At 57.5% G+C, this 21,339-nt stretch carries 19 protein-coding genes; 12 read left to right on the forward strand and 7 right to left on the reverse strand.

Annotated features, from left to right (window positions below):
• Position 1: 1 nt before the first annotated feature.
• Entirely contained in the window at positions 2 to 1,144 is a 1,143-nt protein-coding gene (locus AACY26_RS10615; protein ID WP_339513772.1) for an MFS transporter, read from the forward strand.
• A 14-nt stretch (positions 1,145 to 1,158) separates the two neighbouring features.
• Here AACY26_RS10615 and AACY26_RS10620 read toward each other — a convergent pair whose 3' ends face one another.
• Positions 1,159 to 2,580, reverse strand: coding sequence for an aminotransferase-like domain-containing protein (locus AACY26_RS10620; RefSeq protein ID WP_339513774.1), 1,422 nt, complete (start codon positions 2,578 to 2,580; stop codon positions 1,159 to 1,161).
• Positions 2,581 to 2,770: 190 nt separating this feature from the next.
• Here AACY26_RS10620 and AACY26_RS10625 point away from each other — a divergent pair, with 190 nt between their 5' ends.
• Entirely contained in the window at positions 2,771 to 3,010 is a 240-nt protein-coding gene (locus AACY26_RS10625) for a DUF1127 domain-containing protein (protein ID WP_339513776.1), read from the forward strand.
• A gap of 19 nt (positions 3,011 to 3,029) precedes the next feature.
• The gene (locus AACY26_RS10630; RefSeq protein WP_339513778.1) at positions 3,030 to 3,644 is read left to right on the forward strand and encodes a DJ-1/PfpI family protein; all 615 of its coding nucleotides are present in this window, start codon (positions 3,030 to 3,032) and stop codon (positions 3,642 to 3,644) included.
• A gap of 27 nt (positions 3,645 to 3,671) precedes the next feature.
• Here the strand turns inward: AACY26_RS10630 and AACY26_RS10635 are convergent, their stop codons facing one another.
• Positions 3,672 to 4,985, reverse strand: a complete 1,314-nt coding sequence (locus AACY26_RS10635; protein ID WP_339513780.1) for an NAD(P)/FAD-dependent oxidoreductase — start codon at positions 4,983 to 4,985, stop codon at positions 3,672 to 3,674.
• Between the two features lie 160 nt (positions 4,986 to 5,145).
• Between AACY26_RS10635 and AACY26_RS10640 the strand changes: the two genes are divergently transcribed.
• Positions 5,146 to 5,499, forward strand: coding sequence for a YkgJ family cysteine cluster protein (locus AACY26_RS10640; protein WP_339513782.1), 354 nt, complete (start codon positions 5,146 to 5,148; stop codon positions 5,497 to 5,499).
• A gap of 2 nt (positions 5,500 to 5,501) precedes the next feature.
• On the opposite strand, the gene dadR is transcribed toward AACY26_RS10640, so the two are convergent.
• Positions 5,502 to 5,990, reverse strand: a complete 489-nt coding sequence (gene dadR / locus AACY26_RS10645; RefSeq protein ID WP_339513784.1) for a transcriptional regulator DadR — start codon at positions 5,988 to 5,990, stop codon at positions 5,502 to 5,504.
• Between the two features lie 156 nt (positions 5,991 to 6,146).
• On the opposite strand from dadR, the gene dadA reads away from it, so the two are divergent.
• From dadA to AACY26_RS10675, 6 genes are all read left to right on the forward strand, one after another.
• On the forward strand, positions 6,147 to 7,445 hold the full coding sequence (dadA, locus tag AACY26_RS10650; protein WP_339513786.1) for a D-amino acid dehydrogenase: 1,299 nt from the start codon (positions 6,147 to 6,149) through the stop codon (positions 7,443 to 7,445).
• Complete coding sequence (locus AACY26_RS10655; protein WP_339513788.1) at positions 7,420 to 7,773, forward strand: RidA family protein; 354 nt, start codon at positions 7,420 to 7,422, stop codon at positions 7,771 to 7,773. Before dadA ends, AACY26_RS10655 begins: the two co-directional genes overlap by 26 nt.
• A 125-nt stretch (positions 7,774 to 7,898) precedes the next feature.
• A complete protein-coding gene (gene alr, locus AACY26_RS10660; RefSeq protein WP_339513790.1) occupies positions 7,899 to 8,972 on the forward strand; it encodes an alanine racemase in 1,074 nt (357 codons plus the stop codon).
• A 123-nt stretch (positions 8,973 to 9,095) separates the two neighbouring features.
• Positions 9,096 to 9,644: a cupin domain-containing protein gene (locus tag AACY26_RS10665; protein WP_339514107.1), complete on the forward strand. Its 549-nt coding sequence runs from the start codon at positions 9,096 to 9,098 to the stop codon at positions 9,642 to 9,644.
• A 218-nt stretch (positions 9,645 to 9,862) separates the two neighbouring features.
• Complete coding sequence (locus tag AACY26_RS10670) at positions 9,863 to 10,288, forward strand: c-type cytochrome (protein ID WP_339513792.1); 426 nt, start codon at positions 9,863 to 9,865, stop codon at positions 10,286 to 10,288.
• A 230-nt stretch (positions 10,289 to 10,518) separates the two neighbouring features.
• Entirely contained in the window at positions 10,519 to 12,660 is a 2,142-nt protein-coding gene (locus AACY26_RS10675; RefSeq protein WP_339513794.1) for an acetyl-CoA hydrolase/transferase C-terminal domain-containing protein, read from the forward strand.
• Between the two features lie 49 nt (positions 12,661 to 12,709).
• Here AACY26_RS10675 and AACY26_RS10680 read toward each other — a convergent pair whose 3' ends face one another.
• Positions 12,710 to 13,282 carry a xanthine phosphoribosyltransferase gene (locus AACY26_RS10680; protein ID WP_339513796.1) on the reverse strand — a complete coding sequence of 191 codons (573 nt, stop codon included), beginning with the start codon at positions 13,280 to 13,282 and terminating at the stop codon, positions 12,710 to 12,712.
• Positions 13,283 to 13,435: 153 nt separating this feature from the next.
• Positions 13,436 to 15,445 (reverse strand): DNA helicase Rep, encoded by a 2,010-nt coding sequence (gene rep / locus AACY26_RS10685; RefSeq protein WP_339513798.1) that lies wholly within the window; start codon positions 15,443 to 15,445, stop codon positions 13,436 to 13,438.
• Positions 15,446 to 15,813: 368 nt separating this feature from the next.
• Here rep and AACY26_RS10690 point away from each other — a divergent pair, with 368 nt between their 5' ends.
• Positions 15,814 to 17,490: a putative bifunctional diguanylate cyclase/phosphodiesterase gene (locus tag AACY26_RS10690; protein WP_339513800.1), complete on the forward strand. Its 1,677-nt coding sequence runs from the start codon at positions 15,814 to 15,816 to the stop codon at positions 17,488 to 17,490.
• Here the strand turns inward: AACY26_RS10690 and AACY26_RS10695 are convergent.
• Together AACY26_RS10695 and AACY26_RS10700 are read right to left on the reverse strand one after the other, a co-directional pair.
• A complete protein-coding gene (locus AACY26_RS10695; RefSeq protein ID WP_339513802.1) occupies positions 17,487 to 18,872 on the reverse strand; it encodes a NorM family multidrug efflux MATE transporter in 1,386 nt (461 codons plus the stop codon). The two genes, AACY26_RS10690 and AACY26_RS10695, sit on opposite strands and share 4 nt — an antisense overlap.
• Before the next feature lie 11 nt (positions 18,873 to 18,883).
• The gene (locus AACY26_RS10700; protein WP_339513804.1) at positions 18,884 to 20,212 is read right to left on the reverse strand and encodes an NAD(P)/FAD-dependent oxidoreductase; all 1,329 of its coding nucleotides are present in this window, start codon (positions 20,210 to 20,212) and stop codon (positions 18,884 to 18,886) included.
• 101 nt (positions 20,213 to 20,313) lie between these two features.
• On the opposite strand from AACY26_RS10700, the gene AACY26_RS10705 reads away from it, so the two are divergent.
• On the forward strand, positions 20,314 to 21,234 hold the full coding sequence (locus AACY26_RS10705; protein WP_339513806.1) for a LysR substrate-binding domain-containing protein: 921 nt from the start codon (positions 20,314 to 20,316) through the stop codon (positions 21,232 to 21,234).
• Positions 21,235 to 21,339: the final 105 nt, after the last annotated feature.

Genomic DNA, 21,339 nt, shown 5'->3' on the forward strand with positions numbered 1-21,339 from the left:
AATGCGTTGGGGTACTTATTTCGCCGTGTCCATGGCAGTGATCAGCATCGGCTTGGCGCTGGGTGTGACCATGCCGTTGGTGTCGCTGCGCCTTGAGAGCTGGGGCTATGGCTCGTTCGCCATTGGTGTGATGGCCGCCACGCCGGCTGTTGGTGTACTGCTTGGCGCTTCGTTGGCCGGCCGCCTCGCAGGGCGGCTCGGAACCACGGTGTTAATGCAGACCTGCTTGCTGGTCGGCGCGCTGTCTGTGGCGATGCTGGCCCTGGTGCAAAATTACACTGTGTGGCTATTGCTGCGTTTACTGCTGGGCGTCGCCCTGACCATGGTGTTTATTCTGGGCGAGAGCTGGATCAACCAGTTGGCTGTGGAAAAGTGGCGTGGCCGCTTGGTGGCGCTCTATGGCACCGGTTACGCCTTGAGTCAGCTGTCCGGGCCATTGCTCTTGCATGCCCTTGGCACCGAAAGTGATCGTGCATTCTGGACCGGCACTGGCCTGCTGATGGGCGGCTCACTGATTTTACTGGGTCGCAGTGGCGCGCCCAAGGTTGATGGTCACAGTGCTTCGTCAAAAGGGCTGTTGGCGTTTTGTAGCAAGATGCCAGCGATTGCTTGGGCGGTAGCCTTGTTCGCCGCTTTCGAGTCGATGATGCTGACGCTCTTGCCCATCTATGGGTTGCGTCAGGGTTTCAGTCAGGACGTTGCGCTCTTTATGGTCAGCGTTGTGGTGGTCGGCGATGCTGTCTTGCAACTCCCCATTGGCTGGCTGGCAGACCTGATGTCGCGGCGCAACTTGTTCCGTGGCTGCGGTGTGGTGCTGTTGTGCTCCAGCTTGAGCATTCCGCTGGCATTGCATTCGCCCTTGATCTGGCCGGTATTGGTGCTGTTCGGCGCCAGTGCGGGCGGTTTGTTCACTCTGTCATTGATTCAGATCGGCGAGCGCTTTCGCGATGATGCGCTGGTGCGTGCCAACGCCCATGTTTCCCAGTTGTGGGGGATTGGCTGCCTGCTGGGGCCATTGCTGACCGGCGCGGCAAGCCAGTGGGTCAGTGGCCATGCCTTGCCGCTGCTGATGGCGCTTGGCGCCGCGGGCTTTGTGGTGCTGGCATGGCGCCCCGAGCCACAGCAGGTTGTGGTTGCTTCCTGAGACGCAGGTGGCTGTCAGTCGGGCGAGGCAAGCAGTTGCGCAACGGTTTCGCCAACCTTGCGCACTGCATTCTCGATTTCGGCTGTGGCCTTGGTGGCGTAGTTCAGGCGCAGGCAATTACGGTACTTGCCGGTTGCCGAGAAAATACTGCCGGGCGCGATCTGTATGGCGTGCGGTAGCAGGGCGCGATTCAGGCGCTGGCTGTCGAACTGGCGATCAAGCTCGATCCACAGCATAAAGCCACCGTCTGGCTGGCTGACGCGGGTACCTGCAGGGAAATAACGGCTCACCCAAGCGGTCATCAGGTCGCGATTGCGGGCGTACTGGCTGCGCATGCGCCGCAGGTGTGGCTCGTAATGGCCCGCGCCGATGTACTCCGCCAGCGCTAGCTGCGGTAACTGCGCAGCCATGCCGGTGCCGATGTATTTCAAATGCAGAATTTTCTGCAGGTAGCGTCCGGGTGCGATCCAGCCGATGCGCAGGCCGGGCGCCAGGGTTTTCGAGAACGAGCTGCACAGCAGCACCCGACCGTCTTCGTCGTAGGATTTGATCGTGCGTGGGCGAGGGTAGCTGTAGGCCAGCTCGCCGTAGACATCATCTTCGATAATCGCCACGTCATAACGTTGGGCGAGCGCGAGCAGTGCGCGCTTGTTGGCGTCCGGCATGATGTAGCCAAGAGGGTTGTTGCAGGTCGGAGTCAGTTGGATGGCTTTAATCGGCCACTGTTCAAGTGCGAGCTCCAAGGCATCTAGGCTGATGCCGGTGAGCGGGTCGGTCGGCAGCTCAAGGGCTTTCATGCCAAAGCCTTTGAGTGCCTGCATCACGCCGTGAAAGCTGGGTGAGTCGACCGCGACTACATCGCCGGGCTTGCAGGTGGCGCAAATCGCCGTGGACAAGGCTTCATGGCAGCCGGTGGTTGTGACTATGTCCTCGGCCGGAATCTGGCAGCCAGAGTCGAGCATCAGTCGTGAAATCTGCTCGCGCAGCGCCGGGTCACCATTGATGCAGCCATAGCTGAGCTCTTTTACGCTTTGTCGACGGCTTAGGCGTGAGATTGAACGTAGCAGGGGTTTTAGCGTCGGGCTGCTGATGTCGGGCATACCGCGACCTAGCTGCAAGATGTCGCTGCCCGGCGCGATGCTGATCAGTTCGAGCACATTGTCCCACTGGGAGACATCCAGCGGCCGCTGAGCGGCGCGATTGACCATCGGCAGCTCAGGTTTCTGACGGCTTGGCGGCACGAAATAACCTGATTTCGGGCGCGGTGTCGCCATGCCCTGATCTTCAAGATGGCGATACGCCTGCTGCACCGTGCTCAGGCTGACACCGTGCTCGACGCTCAATGCACGTACCGAAGGCAAGCGATCGCCGGGACGATACAAGCCTTGCTCGATGCGGGAGCTGATCATGGTGGCGAGGTCGATATAGAGCGTCATGGGCAATCTCGCAGAGCATATGTTTGAAAGTGATCGGTTATAAACCAGTACAGTTTCTGCTGAAAATTACAATTCAGCGGTCAATTCAAATCATCTGTATGGATTTAATATGTGTTTTCTGAATCTGTCATGCTTTTTATGTTCGCGCCATTATCTGCTCTCGAAATGACTGAATTTCAGGAGCAAGGAGATGAATGGTTTAAGCGATGTGCGGTTGACCCTCGGCCAGCAAGAGTTGCAGCAAGATGCCGCACCGCGGATGTCTACGCCTGCGGCCTATGGTCCGCCAGTGTCGCGTTGGACACTGTTACTGCGCCGTATCAGTACGCGTCGGGCATTGCTCAGGCTTAATGATCAGCAACTGGCTGATATTGGCCTGACGCGCGCGCAGGCACATCGCGAAGCTACGCTACCGTTCTGGAAGCTCTAAAGGGTTGGGAGAACGACGTATGAATATCGCGATTTTGACATTTGAAGGTTTCAACGAACTCGACTCGTTCATTGCCGCAGGCATATTGAATCGGATGAAAGGTCAGGGCTGGAATGTGCAGATCACCTGCCCGGATGATTACGTAACCTCGATGAACGGAGTCAAGGTTGCCGCGCAGCAACCTCTGGAATTTGCCAATACTGCCGATGTGGTTTTAGTGGGCAGCGGTATCTACACCCGCGACATCGCCAAGGATCGGTCGATTCTGGAACGGCTCAATCTAGACCCTGCCAAACAACTGGTGTGCGCGCAATGCTCTGGTGCGTTGCTGCTTTCGGTGCTGGGCATCTTGAACGGTCTGCCGGCATGTACGGATTTGACCACCAAGCCCTGGGTGATTGAGTCGGGGGTTGAGGTGTTGAATCAGCCGTTTTTCGCCGAAGGCAATGTCGCCACCGCTGGCGGCTGCATGGCTTCGCAATACTTGGCGACTTGGATCATCGCCAAGCTGGCAGGCGATGACGCTGCTGCTGCGGCCATTCACTATGTCGCGCCAGTGGGTGAGAAAGATGCCGCCGTCGCCCATAGCCTGTCGGTGGTCCAGCCTTACATCGAGCAGCCAGCCTTTGCATAAACCGGGGGCGAGCCCCCGGTCGCAGGCTTACAACACTTCCTTCATGCGGTGCCAGAGCATACCCAGCGCCAGCAATGGCGAGCGCAGGTATTTACCGCCCGGGAAGGTCATGTGCGGCACTTTATCGAACAGCTCAAACCCGCTGCTGGCTTGACCGGCAATAGCTTCAGCCAACAGCTTGCCAGCCAGATGGGTCGCGTTGACGCCGTGACCGGAGTAGGCCTGGGCATAAAACACGTTGTTCTGATCCTTGAGGCGCCCGATTTGCGGCAGGCGGTTGGCGCCAATGCCGATCATGCCGCCCCACTGGAAGTCGATCTTGGTGTTCTTCAGGTGTGGGAATACTTCCAGCATTTTTGGCCGCATATAGCCGCTGATGTCTTCAGGATCGCGTCCAGAATAGTGGCAAGCGCCGCCAAACAATAAACGGTTATCGGCAGATAGGCGGTAATAATCCAAGGCGACACGTTGATCGCACAGCGCCATGTTCTGCGGAATGATCGCCTGTGCTTGCTCGGCGCTTAAGGGTTCGGTGGCGATGATATAGCTGCCCGCCGGGAGCACTTTGCCACCAAGGTTGCTGTTCAGCTCGCCAAGGTAGGCGTTGCAGGCCAGAACCAGGTTGCTGGCACGAACCACGCCGTTCGCAGTGTGAACCTTGACCTCGGCACCATACTCAATTCGTGTGACGGCGGAGTCTTCAAAAATCTGTACGCCCAGGGCCTGGGCTGCAGCGGCTTCGCCCAATGCCAGGTTGAGCGGGTGCAGGTGCCCGGAACCCATGTCGATCAAGCCACCGACGTAGCGGTCTGAACCAACCACTTCGTGCATTTGATCAGCTTGCAGCAAGCGCAACTCATGCTGATAACCGAGGCTTTTCAGCTCTATGGCATCTTCAGCGAAACCGTCGAGGTCGCGTGGCTTGTTGGCCAGGTCGCAATAGCCCCACGTCAGGTCACAGTCGATGCTGAATTGCTCGACGCGCTTGCGCACGATTTCAACCGCTTCGAGGCCCATCAGTTTAAGTTCGCGCACGCCTTGGGCGCCGATCACCGACTCAAACTGCTCGACGCCGTGGCCAACGCCGCGAATCAGTTGGCCGCCGTTACGGCCGCTGGCGCCCCAGCCGACCTTGCGGGCTTCGAGCAGCACCACTGAGAGGCCTTTCTGGGCCAGTTCAATCGCCGTATTGAGGCCCGAGAAACCACCACCGACAATGCACACATCAGCGCGCAGCTCACCTCCCAAAGGTTGCAGCGCAATGGTGCGGTTAGCACTGGCGGCGTAATAGGAGGCAGCATGCTGGTTGTTGTGAACCGGTTGGTGAACGCGGGCGTTCATGTGCGAAATCCTGTTTATTGTGTTTGGAAAATTTTACGAAGCATAAGCGCGGACTTCCTTGATCGCCAAGTGCCACGTACCAAAAATCGACAATTAATTATCAGTGGAGGCTATTCAGCGCTAAACAGTTACCATGGCTTACCAACACCGAGATGCTGTTATGAGCTGTACCCGTCGTAAAATAGATCACCTGCGCCTGCATATTCCGCGCTTTGACTGCATACCTGGCTGCCACGACTGTTGCGGGCCGGTTACGGCTTCATCCGAAGAAATGTCGCGGCTGCCACACAAAAGTGATGCCGAGCATGAGGCTGCGCTGGAAGAGCTGAACTGTGTACACCTGGGCCCGCAAGGCTGCGAGGTGTATGACCAGCGACCATTGATTTGCCGCCTGTTTGGCACCACGCCGCGCTTGCCATGCCCCCATGGGCGTGGTCCGGATGAGCCGATTGATCCGCAGGTTGAGCGACAGGTGCACAACCTGATTGCAACCACGCGCCAGGTTTTGGTCTAGGGCTACTCAGGAACCGGCAGGCTGAGGCTTTCTTTGACCTCTTCCATGACGATATAGCTCTTGGACTCGCGCACATGCGGCAGCTTGAGCAGAATGTCGCCCAGCAGCTTGCGGTACGAGGCCATCTCGTTAATCCGTGCTTTAACCAGATAATCGAAATCGCCAGAAACCAGATGGCATTCCAATACGTGCGGCAATTTAAGCACCGCTCGGCGAAACTCCTCAAAGGTGTCGCCAGATTTGTAATCGAGGCTGATCTCGACAAATACCAGCAGGCTGGCCTTGAGATTTTGTGGGTTCAGGCGAGCGTGATAACCCATGATGATGCCTTCGCGCTCAAGCCTGCGTACCCGTTCGGTGCAGGGGGTAGTCGACAAACCCACGCGCTCGCCGAGCTCGGTGAAGGATATGCGGCCATCTTCTTGCAGGATACGCAGGATGTTGCGGTCAATCTTATCCAGGTCGCGGCGGGATTGATGCTGGGTGCGCATAAGAAATACTCCTCCGTACAAGCGGGTTTTTTCGAGAGTTATTACTAAATATAGGCTGATGTTTAGTTAATTGCACTGCTCGATGATTCATATACTAGCCGCATCTACTCTCATGACAAAAAACGCCAGTGCATAATCTCGGCGAGGAGAAAAACGATGCGGGTTCTGGTTCTCGGCAGTGGTGTGATTGGCACCGTCAGCGCTTACTATTTGGCTCGTCAAGGGTTCGAGGTGGTCGTTGTCGACCGTCAAAACGGCCCTGCACTGGAAACCAGCTTCGCCAACGCCGGCCAGGTGTCACCTGGCTATGCATCTCCTTGGGCTGCACCGGGCATTCCACTCAAAGCCATCAAGTGGCTGTTGCAAAAACACGCTCCGCTGGCAATCAAGGCCACTGGCGATGTTGACCAGTACCTGTGGATGGCGCAAATGCTGCGCAACTGCACGGCCAGCCGTTATGCGGTAAACAAGGAGCGCATGGTGCGCTTGTCTGAATATAGCCGTGACTGCCTTGACGAGTTGCGCGCCGAAACGGGCATCGCCTACGAAGGCCGCAGCCTTGGCACCACTCAGTTGTTCCGCACCCAGGCGCAGCTTGATAACGCCGCTAAAGACATCGCTGTGCTCAAGCAGTCGGGCGTGCCGTTCGAGCTGCTCGATCGCGCCGGTATTGCTCGCGTTGAACCCGCTCTGGCAAGCGTTACCGATAAACTCGCCGGTGCCCTGCGTTTGCCAAATGACCAGACGGGCGACTGCCAGATGTTCACCACCAAGCTGGCCGAGATGGCTCGCAAGTTGGGTGTCGAGTTCCGCTTCGGCCAGAACATCGAGCGTATTGAAGCGCTGGGTGATCGGGTCAACGGCGTATGGATCGACGGCAAGCTGGAAACCGCAGATCGCTACGTGCTCGCGCTCGGCAGCTTCAGCCCGCAACTGCTCAAGCCGCTGGGTATCCGTGCGCCGGTTTATCCACTCAAAGGCTATTCCTTGACCGTGCCAATCGTTAATCCGGACATGGCGCCGATGTCGACCATCCTCGATGAAACCTACAAAGTGGCGATGACCCGCTTTGACCAGCGCATCCGGGTGGGCGGCATGGCTGAAATCGCCGGTTTTGACATGAGCTTGAACCCGCGTCGCCGCGAAACCCTGGAAATGCTGGTCGGCGATCTTTATCCACAGGGTGGCGATTTGGCCCAGGCTGAATTCTGGACCGGCCTGCGCCCGGCGACACCAGACGGCACACCGATTGTGGGTGCTACTCGCTACCGCAACCTGTTCTTGAATACCGGTCACGGCACTTTGGGTTGGACCATGGCCTGCGGTTCCGGACGTTTCCTGGCGGACACCATGGCGTCCAAGCGTCCGCAGATCAGCGCCGAAGGGCTGGACATTTCACGTTATAGCCGCACCAAGGAAGCAGAAAAACATGGCTCTACAGCGCCTGCGCACTGAAACCCGTTACAGCGAAATAGTTATCCACAACGGCACCGTCTATTTGGCTGGCCAGTTGGCGGATGATTACAGCGGCGACGCTGTCGAGCAAACCAAGCAAACCCTGGCCAATATCGATTTGATGTTGAGCGAGGCGGGCACCGACAAGAGCCGTATTCTGTCGGTGACGATTTATCTGAAGGACATGGCGCGTGACTATGCCAGTCTCAATCAGGTTTGGGATGCCTGGGTTGCACCCGGCACGGCGCCGGCCCGCGCTGCAGTCGAGGCCAAGATGTATCGCCCGGATGTACTGGTGGAGATGAGCGTTATTGCCGCTCTGCCGTAAAGCCCCGAATGTTTTCAGAGGCTCCTAGGCCTGTGAAGTGGTTTCAACTGTTACGTGTCACCGTCTAGCCCAGCCCCGCTGGGCTTTTTTTAATCAAGTCAGCCATCTGCCAAGAAGCTCAATTTATGCGACCAGCCCGTGCCCTGATTGATCTCAATGCCTTGCGCCATAACTACCGCCTGGCGCGCGAGGTTTCTGCTGCCAAAGCGTTAGCCGTGATCAAGGCAGATGCTTACGGACATGGTGCGGTGCGCTGCGCCCAGGCGCTTGCCGATGAGGTTGATGGTTTTGCGGTGGCCTGCATCGAAGAGGCGCTGCAACTGCGCGAAGCCGGCATCACTCAGCCAATTTTGCTGCTTGAAGGTTTTTTTGAGCCTGAAGAGTTGGCGCTGATCGAGCAGCACAGGCTTTGGTGTGTGGTGCATTCAATGTGGCAACTTGAGGCGCTTGAACAAGCCAACTTCAGCCAGCCGCTGACCATTTGGTTGAAGCTGGATTCGGGCATGCACCGCGTCGGCCTGCATCCAGACGACTACGCCGCGGCTTACAAGCGCCTGGCGCAATGCGCGCAGGTAGAAAAGATCGTGCTGATGAGCCATTTTGCCCGCGCCGATGAACTTGATTGCTCGTGCAGTGCAGAGCAAGTAGCGGTTTTTGAACAAGCCCGCAAAGGCCTTGATGCCGAGGTTAGCTTGCGCAATTCGCCTGCGGTGCTGGGGTGGCCCGAGGTGCCAAGTGATTGGGTGCGCCCGGGCATCATGCTCTATGGTGCAACCCCGTTCGAGCAGGCACAAGCGGTGGCTGCGCAATTGCAGCCAGTCATGACCTTGGAGTCAAAAATCATCAGCGTGCGTGAGCTGCCGGCGGGGCAACCGGTGGGCTACGGCGCGCGCTTTGTCACTGAGCGACCAACCCGCGTGGGCGTCGTTGCCATGGGCTATGCCGATGGTTATCCCCGTCATGCGCCAACGGGAACGCCGGTGATGATTGACGGTAAGCCAAGCCGATTGATTGGCCGGGTGTCGATGGACATGTTGACGGTCGACCTGACTGACTTGCCAGATTCAGGGCTTGGCAGCCGAGTCGAGTTGTGGGGCAAGCAGGTGTTGGCCAGCGATGTTGCCGCCCATGCAGGGACAATTCCTTACCAGTTGTTTTGCAACCTGCGCCGTGTGCCACTGCTCTATCTGGGGGGTTAATAACTGCAAGTGCGGTTCTAACTATTCGGCTGGACAATATTTAGGCACAAACTGTTGTAAATACTGAACGCTATTGCCATGATACGGCTACTTTTCCGTATCTTCCCGAGGGGGACGCAAGCATTGGACGTCGGTGTACGACTGCAATCCATCCGTAAGTTAAAAGGCCTTTCCCAGCGTGAACTCGCCAAGCGTGCGGGCGTCACCAACAGCACTATTTCGATGATCGAGAAGAACAGCGTAAGCCCTTCGATCAGTTCGTTGAAAAAGGTGCTGGCGGGTATCCCAATGTCGCTGGTGGAGTTTTTCTCCCTCGACGTGGAACAGGACAGCAACACTCAAGTCGTCTACAAGGCGAATGAGCTCATTGATATCTCCGATGGCGCCGTGACCATGAAATTGGTCGGCAAGGCTCATCCCAGCCGTGCTATCGCCTTCCTCTCAGAAACCTACCCGCCTGGCGCCGATACCGGCGACGAGATGCTCAATCACGAAGGTGAAGAGGCCGGGATGCTGATTGAAGGTCGGCTTGAACTGGTGGTTGGTAGTGAAAGCTATATCCTCGAAAAGGGCGATAGCTACTACTTTGAGAGCAGTAAACCGCACCGTTTTCGTAACCCCTACGATGAGCCAGCCAAGCTAATCAGTGCGACAACACCGGCGAATTTCTAATGGATTTGTGAAAAGCGCTGCGCAGGGCTTTTTGCTGTATATCTGTTAAAACGCGCGAAAATGCAGCTTCCGCCAGCTCTGCCGGGCTGTATGGCTTATAAATCTGGCTGCAACTGCGGCATTTGGTGTGTTTCAGCTTGCGGGGCTTCTCGTTATACTTAGCTCCCGCTCGCGAAACCGTGGCCGCGGGCGAACCAAGCCACGATGAGGGTGTAAGCGTGAATATGATTAAAAAAATGTTGGTTGCTCCTGCAGCCGTGCTGGCTATCTGGGCAGCTTCTGCCCAAGCAGCGACTGACGATGCAATTGCTGCTCGTTTGAAACCAGTGGGCGAAGTCTGTGTCCAGGGCGAAGAGTGCAAGGGCGTTGAAATAGCTTCCGCTGCTGCAGGCGGTGGCGGTGCCAAGTCTCCAGACGACATCATCACTGGCCATTGCGGTGCTTGCCACTCGACAGGCGTATTGGGTGCACCAAAAATCGGTGACGCCGCTGCCTGGAAGAAACGTGCAGACGAGCAGGGCGGCATAGACGGCTTGCTGGCTAAGGCCATCACCGGCATCAACGCCATGCCGCCAAAAGGCACTTGTGGCGACTGCACCGATGAGGAACTCAAAGCGACCATCGAGAAAATGTCCGGCCTGTAAGCCGACAGTTTTTTAGCGCCGCAACAGAGCGGCGGGTCATCCGAACACCCTGCGCGGGCGATGCTTGCGCAGGGTGTTTTCGTTTCTGCGCCACACAACGGGCGGAGGCTGACTTCAGGTCAATTGATCGCTATTGCGAGTAATGGGCTGACATAGATTTTGTTTCGGGGCGCAATTGCGATGCGGGTATAGTCGAACAGGACAAACCAGCTAAGCGCAAGGAGTGCTTGATGCCGCAACTGTGTTCGATTGATGACGCTGTAGAGCGTGTCCTGCGCGAAATTGACGGGCCTATCCATCTTGGCCTGCCGCTTGGCTTGGGCAAGCCCAACACTTGGGTGAATGCGCTGTACCAGCGCTGTAAACAATTGCCTGAGCGCGAACTCAACATCTACACGGCCCTTTGCCTGGGGCGCCCGCATGCTGAGCAGGGCTTGCAACAACGCTTTCTGCAGCCGTTCGTGGAGCGTGTGTTTGCTGATTACCCCGAGTTGGACTTTCTCGGCGACCTGCGTCGTGGCGAGTTGCCAGCAAATATCCGGGTCGAGCAGTTTTTTATGCAGCCCGCAAGCATGCTCAACAATGACCAGGCGCAGCAAAACTACGTCAGCAGCAATTACAGCCATGCCGCGCGCGATATCAACAGCCGGGGCCTCAATGTTCTGGCGCAACTAGTGGCGACTGACCCGCTGCGGCCTGAACATTTCAGCCTGAGTTGCAACCCCGACATCACCCTTGACCTGTTGCCGATGCTGGACAAGCGCCGAGCCAATGGCGAGAAAATCCTCTATCTGGCCCAGGTGCATAGCCAACTGCCCTATATGGCGGGTGATGCCGAGATTGCCTGTGAGCGCTTTGATATCCAGTTGCAAGACGCTGAAACGTCAGCCTTGTTCTCAACCCCCAATATGCCGATCAGCTTGCAAGATCACTGTATTGGCATGCACGCCAGCACGCTGGTGCGCGATGGCGGTACCTTGCAAATTGGCATTGGCTCCATGGGCGATGCCGTCACCGCCGCACTATTGGCGCGACATAGCAACAACAGCCAATACAAGGCGTTGCTTGATGCATTGAATTGCACAAACGATTGGCATCAGTGGATCGAGCGGGTTGGTGGCACCGCTGCCTTCGACCAAGGGCTGTACGGCTGCAGCGAGATGTTCGTCAATGGCTTGTTGCTGCTGGCCGATGCCGGGATCATCCGGCGGGCGGTCTATCCTGAGCTGCTGGTGCAGCAATTGGCGTGTGCTGGTGCACTGGATGACCATGGTCGGCCCCGCAGCGTCCAGGCCCTGCTTGATGCCGGGTTGGCATCCAGGCTCGATGAGCAGCACTTGGCCGAGTTGCAGGGCTACGGCTTGCTCGCACCTGAAATCCGCGAGATTGAAGGACAGCTAAGCCTACCCTCAAATCTCGCGGTGCCAGCGGACCTGGCTGATGCCCAGACCCAGCAAGCCCTGGCTGAATATTTACGGCCAGCCAATAACGCCGTGGTCTTGCATGGAGGTTTTTTCCTCGGGCCGCGTTCGTTCTACGAGCGCTTGAACGAACTGAGCTTCGAACAGCGCAGGCGCTATGCAATGACTGGCATCTGCTTTATCAACGAGCTTTACGGGCAGGAGCAGTTAAAGCGGTTGCAGCGCCGCGATGCACGCTTTATCAACACGGCATTTACCATGACCTTGATGGGCGCCGCGGTGTCTGACCAGCTTGAAAACGGTCGTGTGCTCAGTGGCGTTGGCGGTCAGTACAACTTTGTTGCCCAGGGCCATGCGCTTGAGGATGCGCGTTCAATACTGCTGCTGCGCAGTTGGCGTGAGGCCGACGGCGAGGTGCGCTCCAATATTGTCTGGGAGTATGGCCACGTCACGATTCCCCGGCATCTGCGTGACATTGTGGTCAGCGAATATGGCATTGCCGATTTGCGCGGCAAAAGTGATTCGCAGGTGATCGAGGCGCTATTGAAGATCAGTGATTCGCGTTTCCAGGCCGAATTGATCGCGCAAGCGCAAGCCAATGGCAAGCTCGACAAAGCATTCGAACTCGATGCGGCCTACGGCAATAACCTGCCCGAGCGCCTGGAGGCGCTACAGCTTGAGCACGGTGCATTGTTCGATGAGTTTGCCCTGGGCTGCGACTTCACCCCTGTGGAGCGCGACTTGCTGCGCGCCCTGACTTGGCTCAAGCGCAAATTCAAGCTCTCGGAAATATTGCGTCTCGGCAAGGCCACGCTTGACGCGCCCGAGCCAGAGGCATTTATGCAGCATTTGCAGCGTATGGGCCTGGCTCAACCGGACGGTTTGCGTGAGGAACTGTACCAACGATTGGTGTTGGCGGGCCTGCAGGCTACGCAAAGCTCTAACGGGTGATTCAGCATCAATGGCGCGCTATGAGTGCGCCATTGATGGGCTGCAGCACTTACTCGAGAAAACTGACCTTGCCGTCTGCCAGCGAGCTGATGCGCGCCAGTGACTCAACGCGGAAGCCTTGTTCGTCCAGCTCGTTACGGCCAGCCTGAAACGACTTTTCGATCACCACGCCAATCCCGGCGATGCTTGCGCCAGCTTGTTGGATCACATCAATCAGTGCTTTTGCCGCGCGCCCGTTGGCCAGGAAGTCATCAATCACCAGCACGTGATCATCGGCAGTCAGGTGCTTGGCCGAGACCGCGATGGTGCTTTCCGTCTGCTTGGTGAAGGAGTAAACCTTGGATGTGAGCAGGTTGTCCTTTAGCGTCAGCGACTGATACTTGCGGGCGAAAATGACCGGGATCCCGAGTTCCAGGCCCGCCATTACCGCCGGTGCGATACCTGAGGCTTCGATGGTGACAATTTTTGTGATCTTCTGGTCACGGAAGCGAACCGCGAACTCATGACCAATCTGTTGCATCAGCTTGGGATCAATCTGATGGTTTAAAAAAGCATCGACTTTAAGTACCTGCTCTGAGAGCACAATGCCTTCTTCGCGAATTTTTTGTTTCAGCGCTTCCACGCAATAGCCCTCATTTAGTGTGAAACCCCAGTCTATGCCGGGGTGTTTGCCTTTAAGGAGTCAGCTGCGCCTGAGCCATCCAAGGTGGGGCGGCCCAGGTGCGCAATTTTTCAAAAAATCCCTGACTCAAATAATCGGCGATAGATAAACCGTCTATTTTTTCAGCATTGCCCGCAGGTCCGCCAGTGCCGCATTGCCACGGGCAGCCTTGACTTCAACCGGGGCCTCTTCCAAGCCTTCCCACTGCAAGTCCTCTGGTGGTAACTCATCGAGAAAGCGGCTGGACGTACAGTCGATTATCTCACCGTATTGTTTGCGCTTGGAAGCGAAGGTGAATGCCAGCGTTTCGCGAGCGCGGGTGATACCAACGTAGGCCAGGCGCCGCTCTTCTTCAATGGTGTCGGCCTCGATACTGGAGCGGTGCGGAAGGATCTCTTCTTCCATGCCGATGATAAATACGTACGGAAATTCCAAGCCTTTGGAGGCGTGCAAGGTCAGCATCTGCACGCCATCGGCGCCTTCCTCTTCTTCTTGCTGGCGTTCGAGCATGTCGCGCAACACCAGTTTTCCGATGGCGTCCTCGATGGTCATGTCACCGTCTTCGTCGCGTTCCAAGGTGTTTTTCAACGCCTCGATCAGGAACCAGACGTTACCCATGCGCGCATCGGCTACTTTGTCGTTGGAGGCGTTCTGGCGCAGCCAGTTTTCGTAATCGATGTCCATCACCATGCTGCGCAGCGCGGCGATGGGGTCGTTCTGTGCGCATTGCTGGCGCACGCCGTCCATCCAGCGGGTAAAGCGGGCCAACCGGTCGGTGAAGCGGCTGTCGAGGTGTTCGCCCAGGCCAATTTCGCCTGCGGCCTGGTACATGCTGACTTTGCGCTCGGTGGCGTAGTTGCCCAGTTTTTCGAGGGTTGCCGAGCCGATCTCGCGGCGAGGCACGTTGATCACCCGTAAAAAGGCATTGTCGTCATCGGGGTTCACCAGCAGGCGGAAATAGGACATCAAGTCCTTCACTTCCTGGCGGGCGAAGAAACTGGTGCCACCGCTGAGGCGATAGGGAATCTGGTGGTGCTGGAGCTTGAGCTCCATCAGCTTAGCCTGGTAATTACCCCGGTAAAGGATGGCGAAGTCGTTGTAGGGGCGATCGGTGCGCAGGTGCAAGGTGAGGATTTCCATGGCCACGCGCTCGCACTCGGCGTCTTCATTGCGGCAACGGATCACGCGGATCTCATCACCCACACCCATCTCGCTCCAGAGTTGCTTCTCGAAGGCGTGCGGGTTATTGGAAATCAAGGTATTGGCACACCTGAGTATGCGGCTGGTGGAGCGGTAATTCTGTTCCAGCATGACGATCTTCAGTGACGGATAGTCTTCCTTGAGCAGCATCAGGTTTTCCGGCCTGGCACCGCGCCAGGCATAGATCGACTGGTCATCGTCGCCGACCACGGTGAACTGGTTGCGCGTGCCCACCAGGAGTTTTACCAGCAAATACTGGCTGGCGTTGGTGTCTTGGTATTCGTCGACCAGCAGGTAGCGAATACGGTTCTGCCACTTCTCCAGAATGTCGGCATGTTCCTGGAACAGCTTGACTGGCATCAGGATCAGGTCATCGAAATCAACAGCGTTATAGGCCTTTAATGTGCGCTGGTAATGCAGGTAGACGATGGCCGCTGTTTGCTCTTTGGGGTTGCGTGCCTCGGCCAGTGCCTGATCGGGCAGGATCAGGTCGTTTTTCCATGCACCGATGTAGTTCTTGATCTCGTCAATGCCGTCATCACCGGCATACTCTTTTTGCATGATGTCGCTGAGCAGCGCCTTGATATCGCCTTCGTCGAAGATCGAAAACCCTGGCTTATAGCCCAGGCGCGCATATTCCTTGCGGATAATGTTCATGCCAAGGTTATGAAAGGTCGAAACCGTCAGCCCTCGCGCTTCGGCGCCTTTGAGCAGAGTACCGACGCGCTCTTTCATCTCGCGCGCAGCCTTGTTGGTAAAGGTCATGGCGACAATATGTTGGGCGCGGATGCCGCAGTTTTGCACCAAGTGGGCAATCTTGCGGGTGATGACGCTGGTCTTGCCGGAGCCTGCACCGGCGAGCACCAAAAGAGGGCCGCCGACGTAGTTCACGGCTTCCTGCTGCCGGGGGTTCAGTCGGGACATTACAGTTATCACATGGAGGAATGGGCGCGCATTTTAGCAGGCTCAGCGCTTTGTGCCTCGACCTTCTGGAAGTGTGTGTTAGTGCACGGAGTTAGATAAGGCAGGCTTGGTTCTTCTGCGAATTACAGTAGTCTGCGCAGCGATGACATGCATTTGTATAGTGGCTAAAAGCCATGCTTGCGTTGGCAGCGTTTGAGCGGAGTCAATCAGCTCCTACGCCAACCCAGTAACCTCATCTGAGGGGTACTTGTCGAAGGCTCTACTTTAGAGCAGGATGCGTGAGCACAGCAGGGATGTGCGGACTAGACGCCAACAATGGCGCATTTGGCGAGGGAGCTGCTGCATTATTTTGTTTTTGGGGAGGTTGTTTGTCTGCGTTCGTCGAGCCCTTAACGCTGATCCTGCTTGCAGAGGATTCCTCATGGCCAGCGTTGTTGCATGAATGCCTCCAGCCATTGGATGGGGCGTATTCGCTTATTTCAGCGTCCTCCTGGAATATTGCGCGCAACCAGTACGGCAATCATGCCAACACCGTTTTGTTGACCACGCCGAGCCATCAGCCTTCGCTGGGCGTTTGCCCGCTGCCGATAATCTTGTTACTTGAGCAAGAACCCCACGATGAGCCCCAGGGTATCAACGACTGGCTGGTCCGCTCGCAACTGACCCAGGATGTACTGCGCCGCTGCCTGCGCTATGTGCAAGAGCAAGGTTCGCTCAAGCACACCCTCAACCGTTTGGCTGAGCAGGATGCACTCACGGGGATTGCCAATCGCCAAGGCTTCCAGACCCTGCTTACAGCTCGGCTAGCGGCAGCCGATAGCCGTGGCCTGGCGCTTGGCCACCTGGACTTGGATAACTTTCGTCACGTCAACGATGCCTTGGGGTTTCAGGCCGGCGATAACTTGATCCTGCAAGTGGTGGCGCGGCTCAAGTCGGTCCTGCAATCGGGTGATCAAATCGCGCGCTTGGGCAGCGATGAGTTTGCGGTGTTGCTCGATACCCGGCGTGATGCGCTGCGTGCAGAACGCTTTGCCGAGCGGGTAACTGAAGTGTTGGCCGAGCCTTACTGGGTCGATGGCGAGAGCCTGATGCTCGGTTGCAGCCTTGGCCTTGCACATGCCCGCGCGAATGCGGGGCCTGATCCCTTGATGTGGCACGCACACATTGCCATGCAGCAGGCGAAGAACCAGCAAGGCTGCACCTCGTATATTTATGATGAGCGGATCAACCACAATGCGCGCAGCCAGGCAGATCTTGAAAGCGAACTGCGCCGGGCGCTGCGCCGCGATGAGCTGGAACTGCATTATCAACCGCGCCTGTGCCTGAAAACCGGCAATATTGTTGGTCTTGAAGCCTTGGTGCGCTGGCGCCATGCTACCCGTGGCCTGCTTGCACCCAATGAGTTTGTGCCGCTGGCCGAAGAAAGCGGCTTAATTGTGCCACTTGGCTACTGGGTTATCTCCCGCGCCCTGCGTGATATGCAGTGGCTGCGTGGGCGAGGGCTGGAGCCGCTGCATATGGCGGTCAACCTGTCATTCCGCCAGTTTCAGGACAGCCAGTTATTGCCAACGCTCAAGCGTTTGATCGACGAGCGCGGGATTGATGCGCAGTGGCTGGAGTTTGAGCTGACCGAAACCGCCATCATGCGCCGCAGCGACCATGTGCGTCAGACCATGTTGGCGCTGGGTGAATTGGGTGTGCGCTTCTCGCTGGATGATTTTGGCACTGGATTCTCTTCGTTCGTCCACCTCAACAGCCTGCCGATCACCTTGCTGAAGATCGACAAGAGCTTTGTCGGCGGCATGTGTGATCGCTCGGAGAATCGCCTGCTGGTGCGGGCAATGATTAATTTGGCGCACAACCTTAACTTGCAGGTGGTCGCTGAGGGTGTCGAAAACGCCGAGCAGCTCGCCATGTTGCGTCAGTTCGGTTGCGACCAGGCGCAGGGCTTCCTAATCAGCAAGCCTATTGCTCTGAGTGAGTTGGCGAAATTTCTGGTCTATGGCGTACGAAATGTGCTGCCGGGCATGAGCCAGAAGAACTAGGCCGCCTTGCTACCGATTTCGAGCGGAGTTTGCTTGAGCATCCGGGCGGTTTTCCATTCAAAGCCCAGGCTCAGGCTGATGGCGGCGCAGGCAAGACCGCTGGCTAAACCCCACCACACACCTGCAGCGCCCCAGTCGAAGACAAATGTCAGGGCCCAGGCCATGGGCGCACCAATCAGCCAATAGCAGACCAGGCCGGTGTAGAAGGTGGTCTTGGCGTCCTTGAGCCCGCGAATCGCACCCATGGCAATGGTTTGAATACCATCAAACAGCTCAAACCAGGCCGCAATCGCCAACAAGCTGATGGCCAGCGCGATAATCGACTCAAACGCCGGGTCATTGCGGTCGAGAAACAAGCCAATCACCCATTGCGGCGCGAGCCAGAACAGCAAGGCAAAGCCGAGCATGCAGGTTGCGCCAAACATGATCCCCAGCCGGCCGCTGCGCCGCGCCTCAAGCAAGCGGCCAGCGCCATAATGCTGGCCAATCCGGAAGGTTACCGCGTAAGAAATACCGACCGGCACCATAAAGGCGACATACACCGATTGCAGGGCAATTTGATGGGCGGCCATCTGTGTACTGCCCAGCGCGCCCATGCACAGCGCAGCAAAGGCAAATAGCCCAGACTCCACCGCATAGGTGCCGCCAATGGGTAGGCCAAGGCGGATAAGCTCCTTGAGTTCTTGCCAGTCTGGCTGCCAGACGCCTCGCTGCAATGGGTAGGCGCTATAGGCGCGGTGATGCATCACATGCCAGGCCAGAATCAAGGCCATGGCGCTCATTACCAGTGATGTGACCAGGCCGATCCCAGCCAGACCCAACTGCGGCAGGCCAAACCAGCCTTTGATCAGGGCGTAGTTGAGAATGAAGTTGGCCAGCGCGCCACCAATGCTGATCGCCATGACTGGCCCGGGACGACCGATTGCACTGGTAAAACCACGCAGCGCCATAAAGGTCATGTAGCCGGGCAGGGCGAACACCAGAGTTGAGAGAAAGTGCATGGCGCGCTCAACGTTTTCTGGTGTTTGCTGCGCATGCTTGAGGGCCGGTTCGAGGTTCCACAGTATCAGGCCTGCCAGCAGGGCCAAGCCCCAACCCATCCACAAGCCGTTCTGGGTCAGGCGCGTCACGCCTGCTGTATCCGCAGAACCGTGGCGGATGGCAACCAGGTTGCCCACTGCACCTATGGCCCCAACACAGAAGATCGAGATAAACGAATAACATGCCGCGCCGAGCCCGCCCCCGGCCAGTTCTTGAGGGCCTAGCAGGCCCATCATCACAGTGTCGGTGAAGACCATCACTACATGTGCCAATTGCGCCGCGACCAGCGGACCAGACAGACGCAATATAGCCAGCAACTCAATACGATTTGGACTTGGCATGCCAGGTTTCTTCAGAAAAGTGAATAAGGTTTGCCTGCGCTGCCATCAGCAAAGCGGCCGCTGCGAAATGCGCTTACATCGAGTGACGTGTTGCCCTGCGTGACCCATTGCGCCATCAACTGACCGACGATTGGGCCCATGGCGAAGCCATGACCGCAAAAACCAGTCGCAATCAACAGGCCGGGGATCTGGCTGGGCGCATCGAGTACGGGAATACCGTCGGGCAAGACGTCGATAAAACCGGCCCAGCTTTCTATGACGCGCACCTCATGCAACGCGGGGAAGGCGCGCGCCAACGCTTTTTCAGCGGCGCGGATACGACTGGGCTCGGGCCTGGCGTGTGGGTCACGCTCGCCGAGGGCTTTGTTTTCGCCGCGCAGACGTAATTTCAGGTCATGCAGCAGCGCGCTATTGAGGTGGAAGCGAAAGCTGCGGTGATGCTCCGGCAATAAAGGCAGATACCAGGAAGCACCGCGCATAAAGTCCAGGCTCAGATCGACATCAGCTTGTGCTTCATCCGCCAGGTTGAGACTGCCGTCAGCGCGCTGGCGAATGCCAATGCCGTGGCCGATAAAGCTACAGCCGCCGATGTCGGGCACCGGGCTGGTGCGCGAGACCGTGCTGCGCAGCGCCTGCTGAGGGATCTCAAGACCAAGTGGCGCCAGTAACCGCCAACTGCTGGCCCCGGCCGCGACCAGCACGCGGCTGGTTTTCACATAGCCGCGTTCGGTTTGTACACCACAAATCGCGCCGCCTGCTCGGTCAATCGCTGTGACGCCGCAACCTTCGGCAAATACCACACCGGCCTCGGCCGCGCGCAGTGCATAGCCCGGCGCTACCCGACGTGGCTCTGCCTGACCGTCACTGGCGGTGAACAGCCCACCTTTTGCCGGGTTGGCCAGCGCAGGTAATTTGGCGGCGACCTCACGGCTGCTGAGCAAGCGGGTGTCGAGGCCATGGCTGGCGGCGACATCCAGCCAATCATGGTATTGGCGCAGGTGCTCATCATTTTCAGCCAGGTACATGCAGCCATCCTGGCGCCACTCCAAAGGTAACTGCAACTCATGCTCAAGCTGTTTCCACAACTCGATGGCAGCCATCATCAATGGCACTTCGGCAGGGTCGCGCGCCTGTTGACGCACAAAGCCCCAGGCCCGGGTCGATTGCTGGCTGGCTAGCCCGGCCTTGTCACAGACCAACACCGACAAGCCCTTTTGCCGCAAGTAGTAGGCCGTTGCACAGCCCATGATGCCTGAGCCGACAATGACAATGTCAACTTCGCGTGGCAGCGCGGCAGCACTGCCGATGGCGGGATGGAGAGGGTAGCTGCCATGGGACATAAGTGGGGGCCAGGTCGAGTATTGAGCTGTGCAGTATGTGAAACTGATGGCACATACTGCAAAATGAAAATACCTCTGCTTAGTATGAGTTTTAGTTATCCATGAGCCGCAAGCTACCTCCTTTATATGCGTTGCGCGCCTTTGAGTCGGCCGCGCGTCACTGCTCGTTTACCCAGGCGGGTGAAGAACTTGCGATCACGCAAAGCGCGGTCAGCCGTCATGTGCGCACGCTTGAGGAGTATTTCGACTGCCGTTTATTCGAGCGTTGTGGGCGCAGTCTCAAGCTCACTGAACCGGGTCGCACCTTGCTCCCTGGCTTGCGTGAGGGTTTCGATGCGCTTGAGCGCTCCTGTGCGCCCTTGCAGGCGGATGATGGGGTATTGCGCTTGAAGGCGCCGTCGACCTTGACCATGCGCTGGTTGCTTGCCCGGCTTTCGCGGTTTCGCATGCTTAGCAGTGATATCGAAGTGCAGCTGACCAGCGCCTGGATGGATGTCGATAAAGTCGACTTTTTGCACGAGCCCTTTGACTGCGCGGTACTGCTGAGCACCGGCAATTTTGCCGATGACTGGGAAAGTGAGTTGCTATTCGCTGAGTGGTTGATCCCGGTGTGCGCCGTTGATGTCCTGGGCGATAACGCCTGGAACCTGGCACAACTGCAATGCGCCGAGTTGCTCCACCCAACGCCAGATCGCCGTGATTGGCGCCGATGGTTACAGGCCATGAACCTGGCTGACCAAGTACCGCTGCGCGGTGGCCAGGTGTTCGATACCCTGGAGTTGGGCATGGTTGCGGCGGCGCGCGGCTACGGTGTGTCGATCGGTGATCTGGTCATGGTCGCGGAGGATGTGGCGCAAGGGCGCCTCGGTTTACCCTGGCCCACAGCGGTGCCCAGTGGTGAGAGCTATTACTTGGTCTGGCCCAAGGCGCGGCGTAATCAGGAGCGTTTCCGGCGCTTGCGCGACTATCTGGTCAGCGAAGTTGCCGCAATGCAGCTACCGCAGGTCGAGTGGATCAAATAATCCCCTGAGCGGTGCTTAAGTTCCAGGGGACTGGGCCGATTAAGCCGACAGAGTAGTGATGCATCCTTTGTTTTGGGTGCGCATGCGTATTTTTTTGTCGGAGCT

Source organism: Pseudomonas sp. RL_15y_Pfl2_60 (assembly GCF_963970595.1).
Lineage (GTDB): Bacteria > Pseudomonadota > Gammaproteobacteria > Pseudomonadales > Pseudomonadaceae > Aquipseudomonas.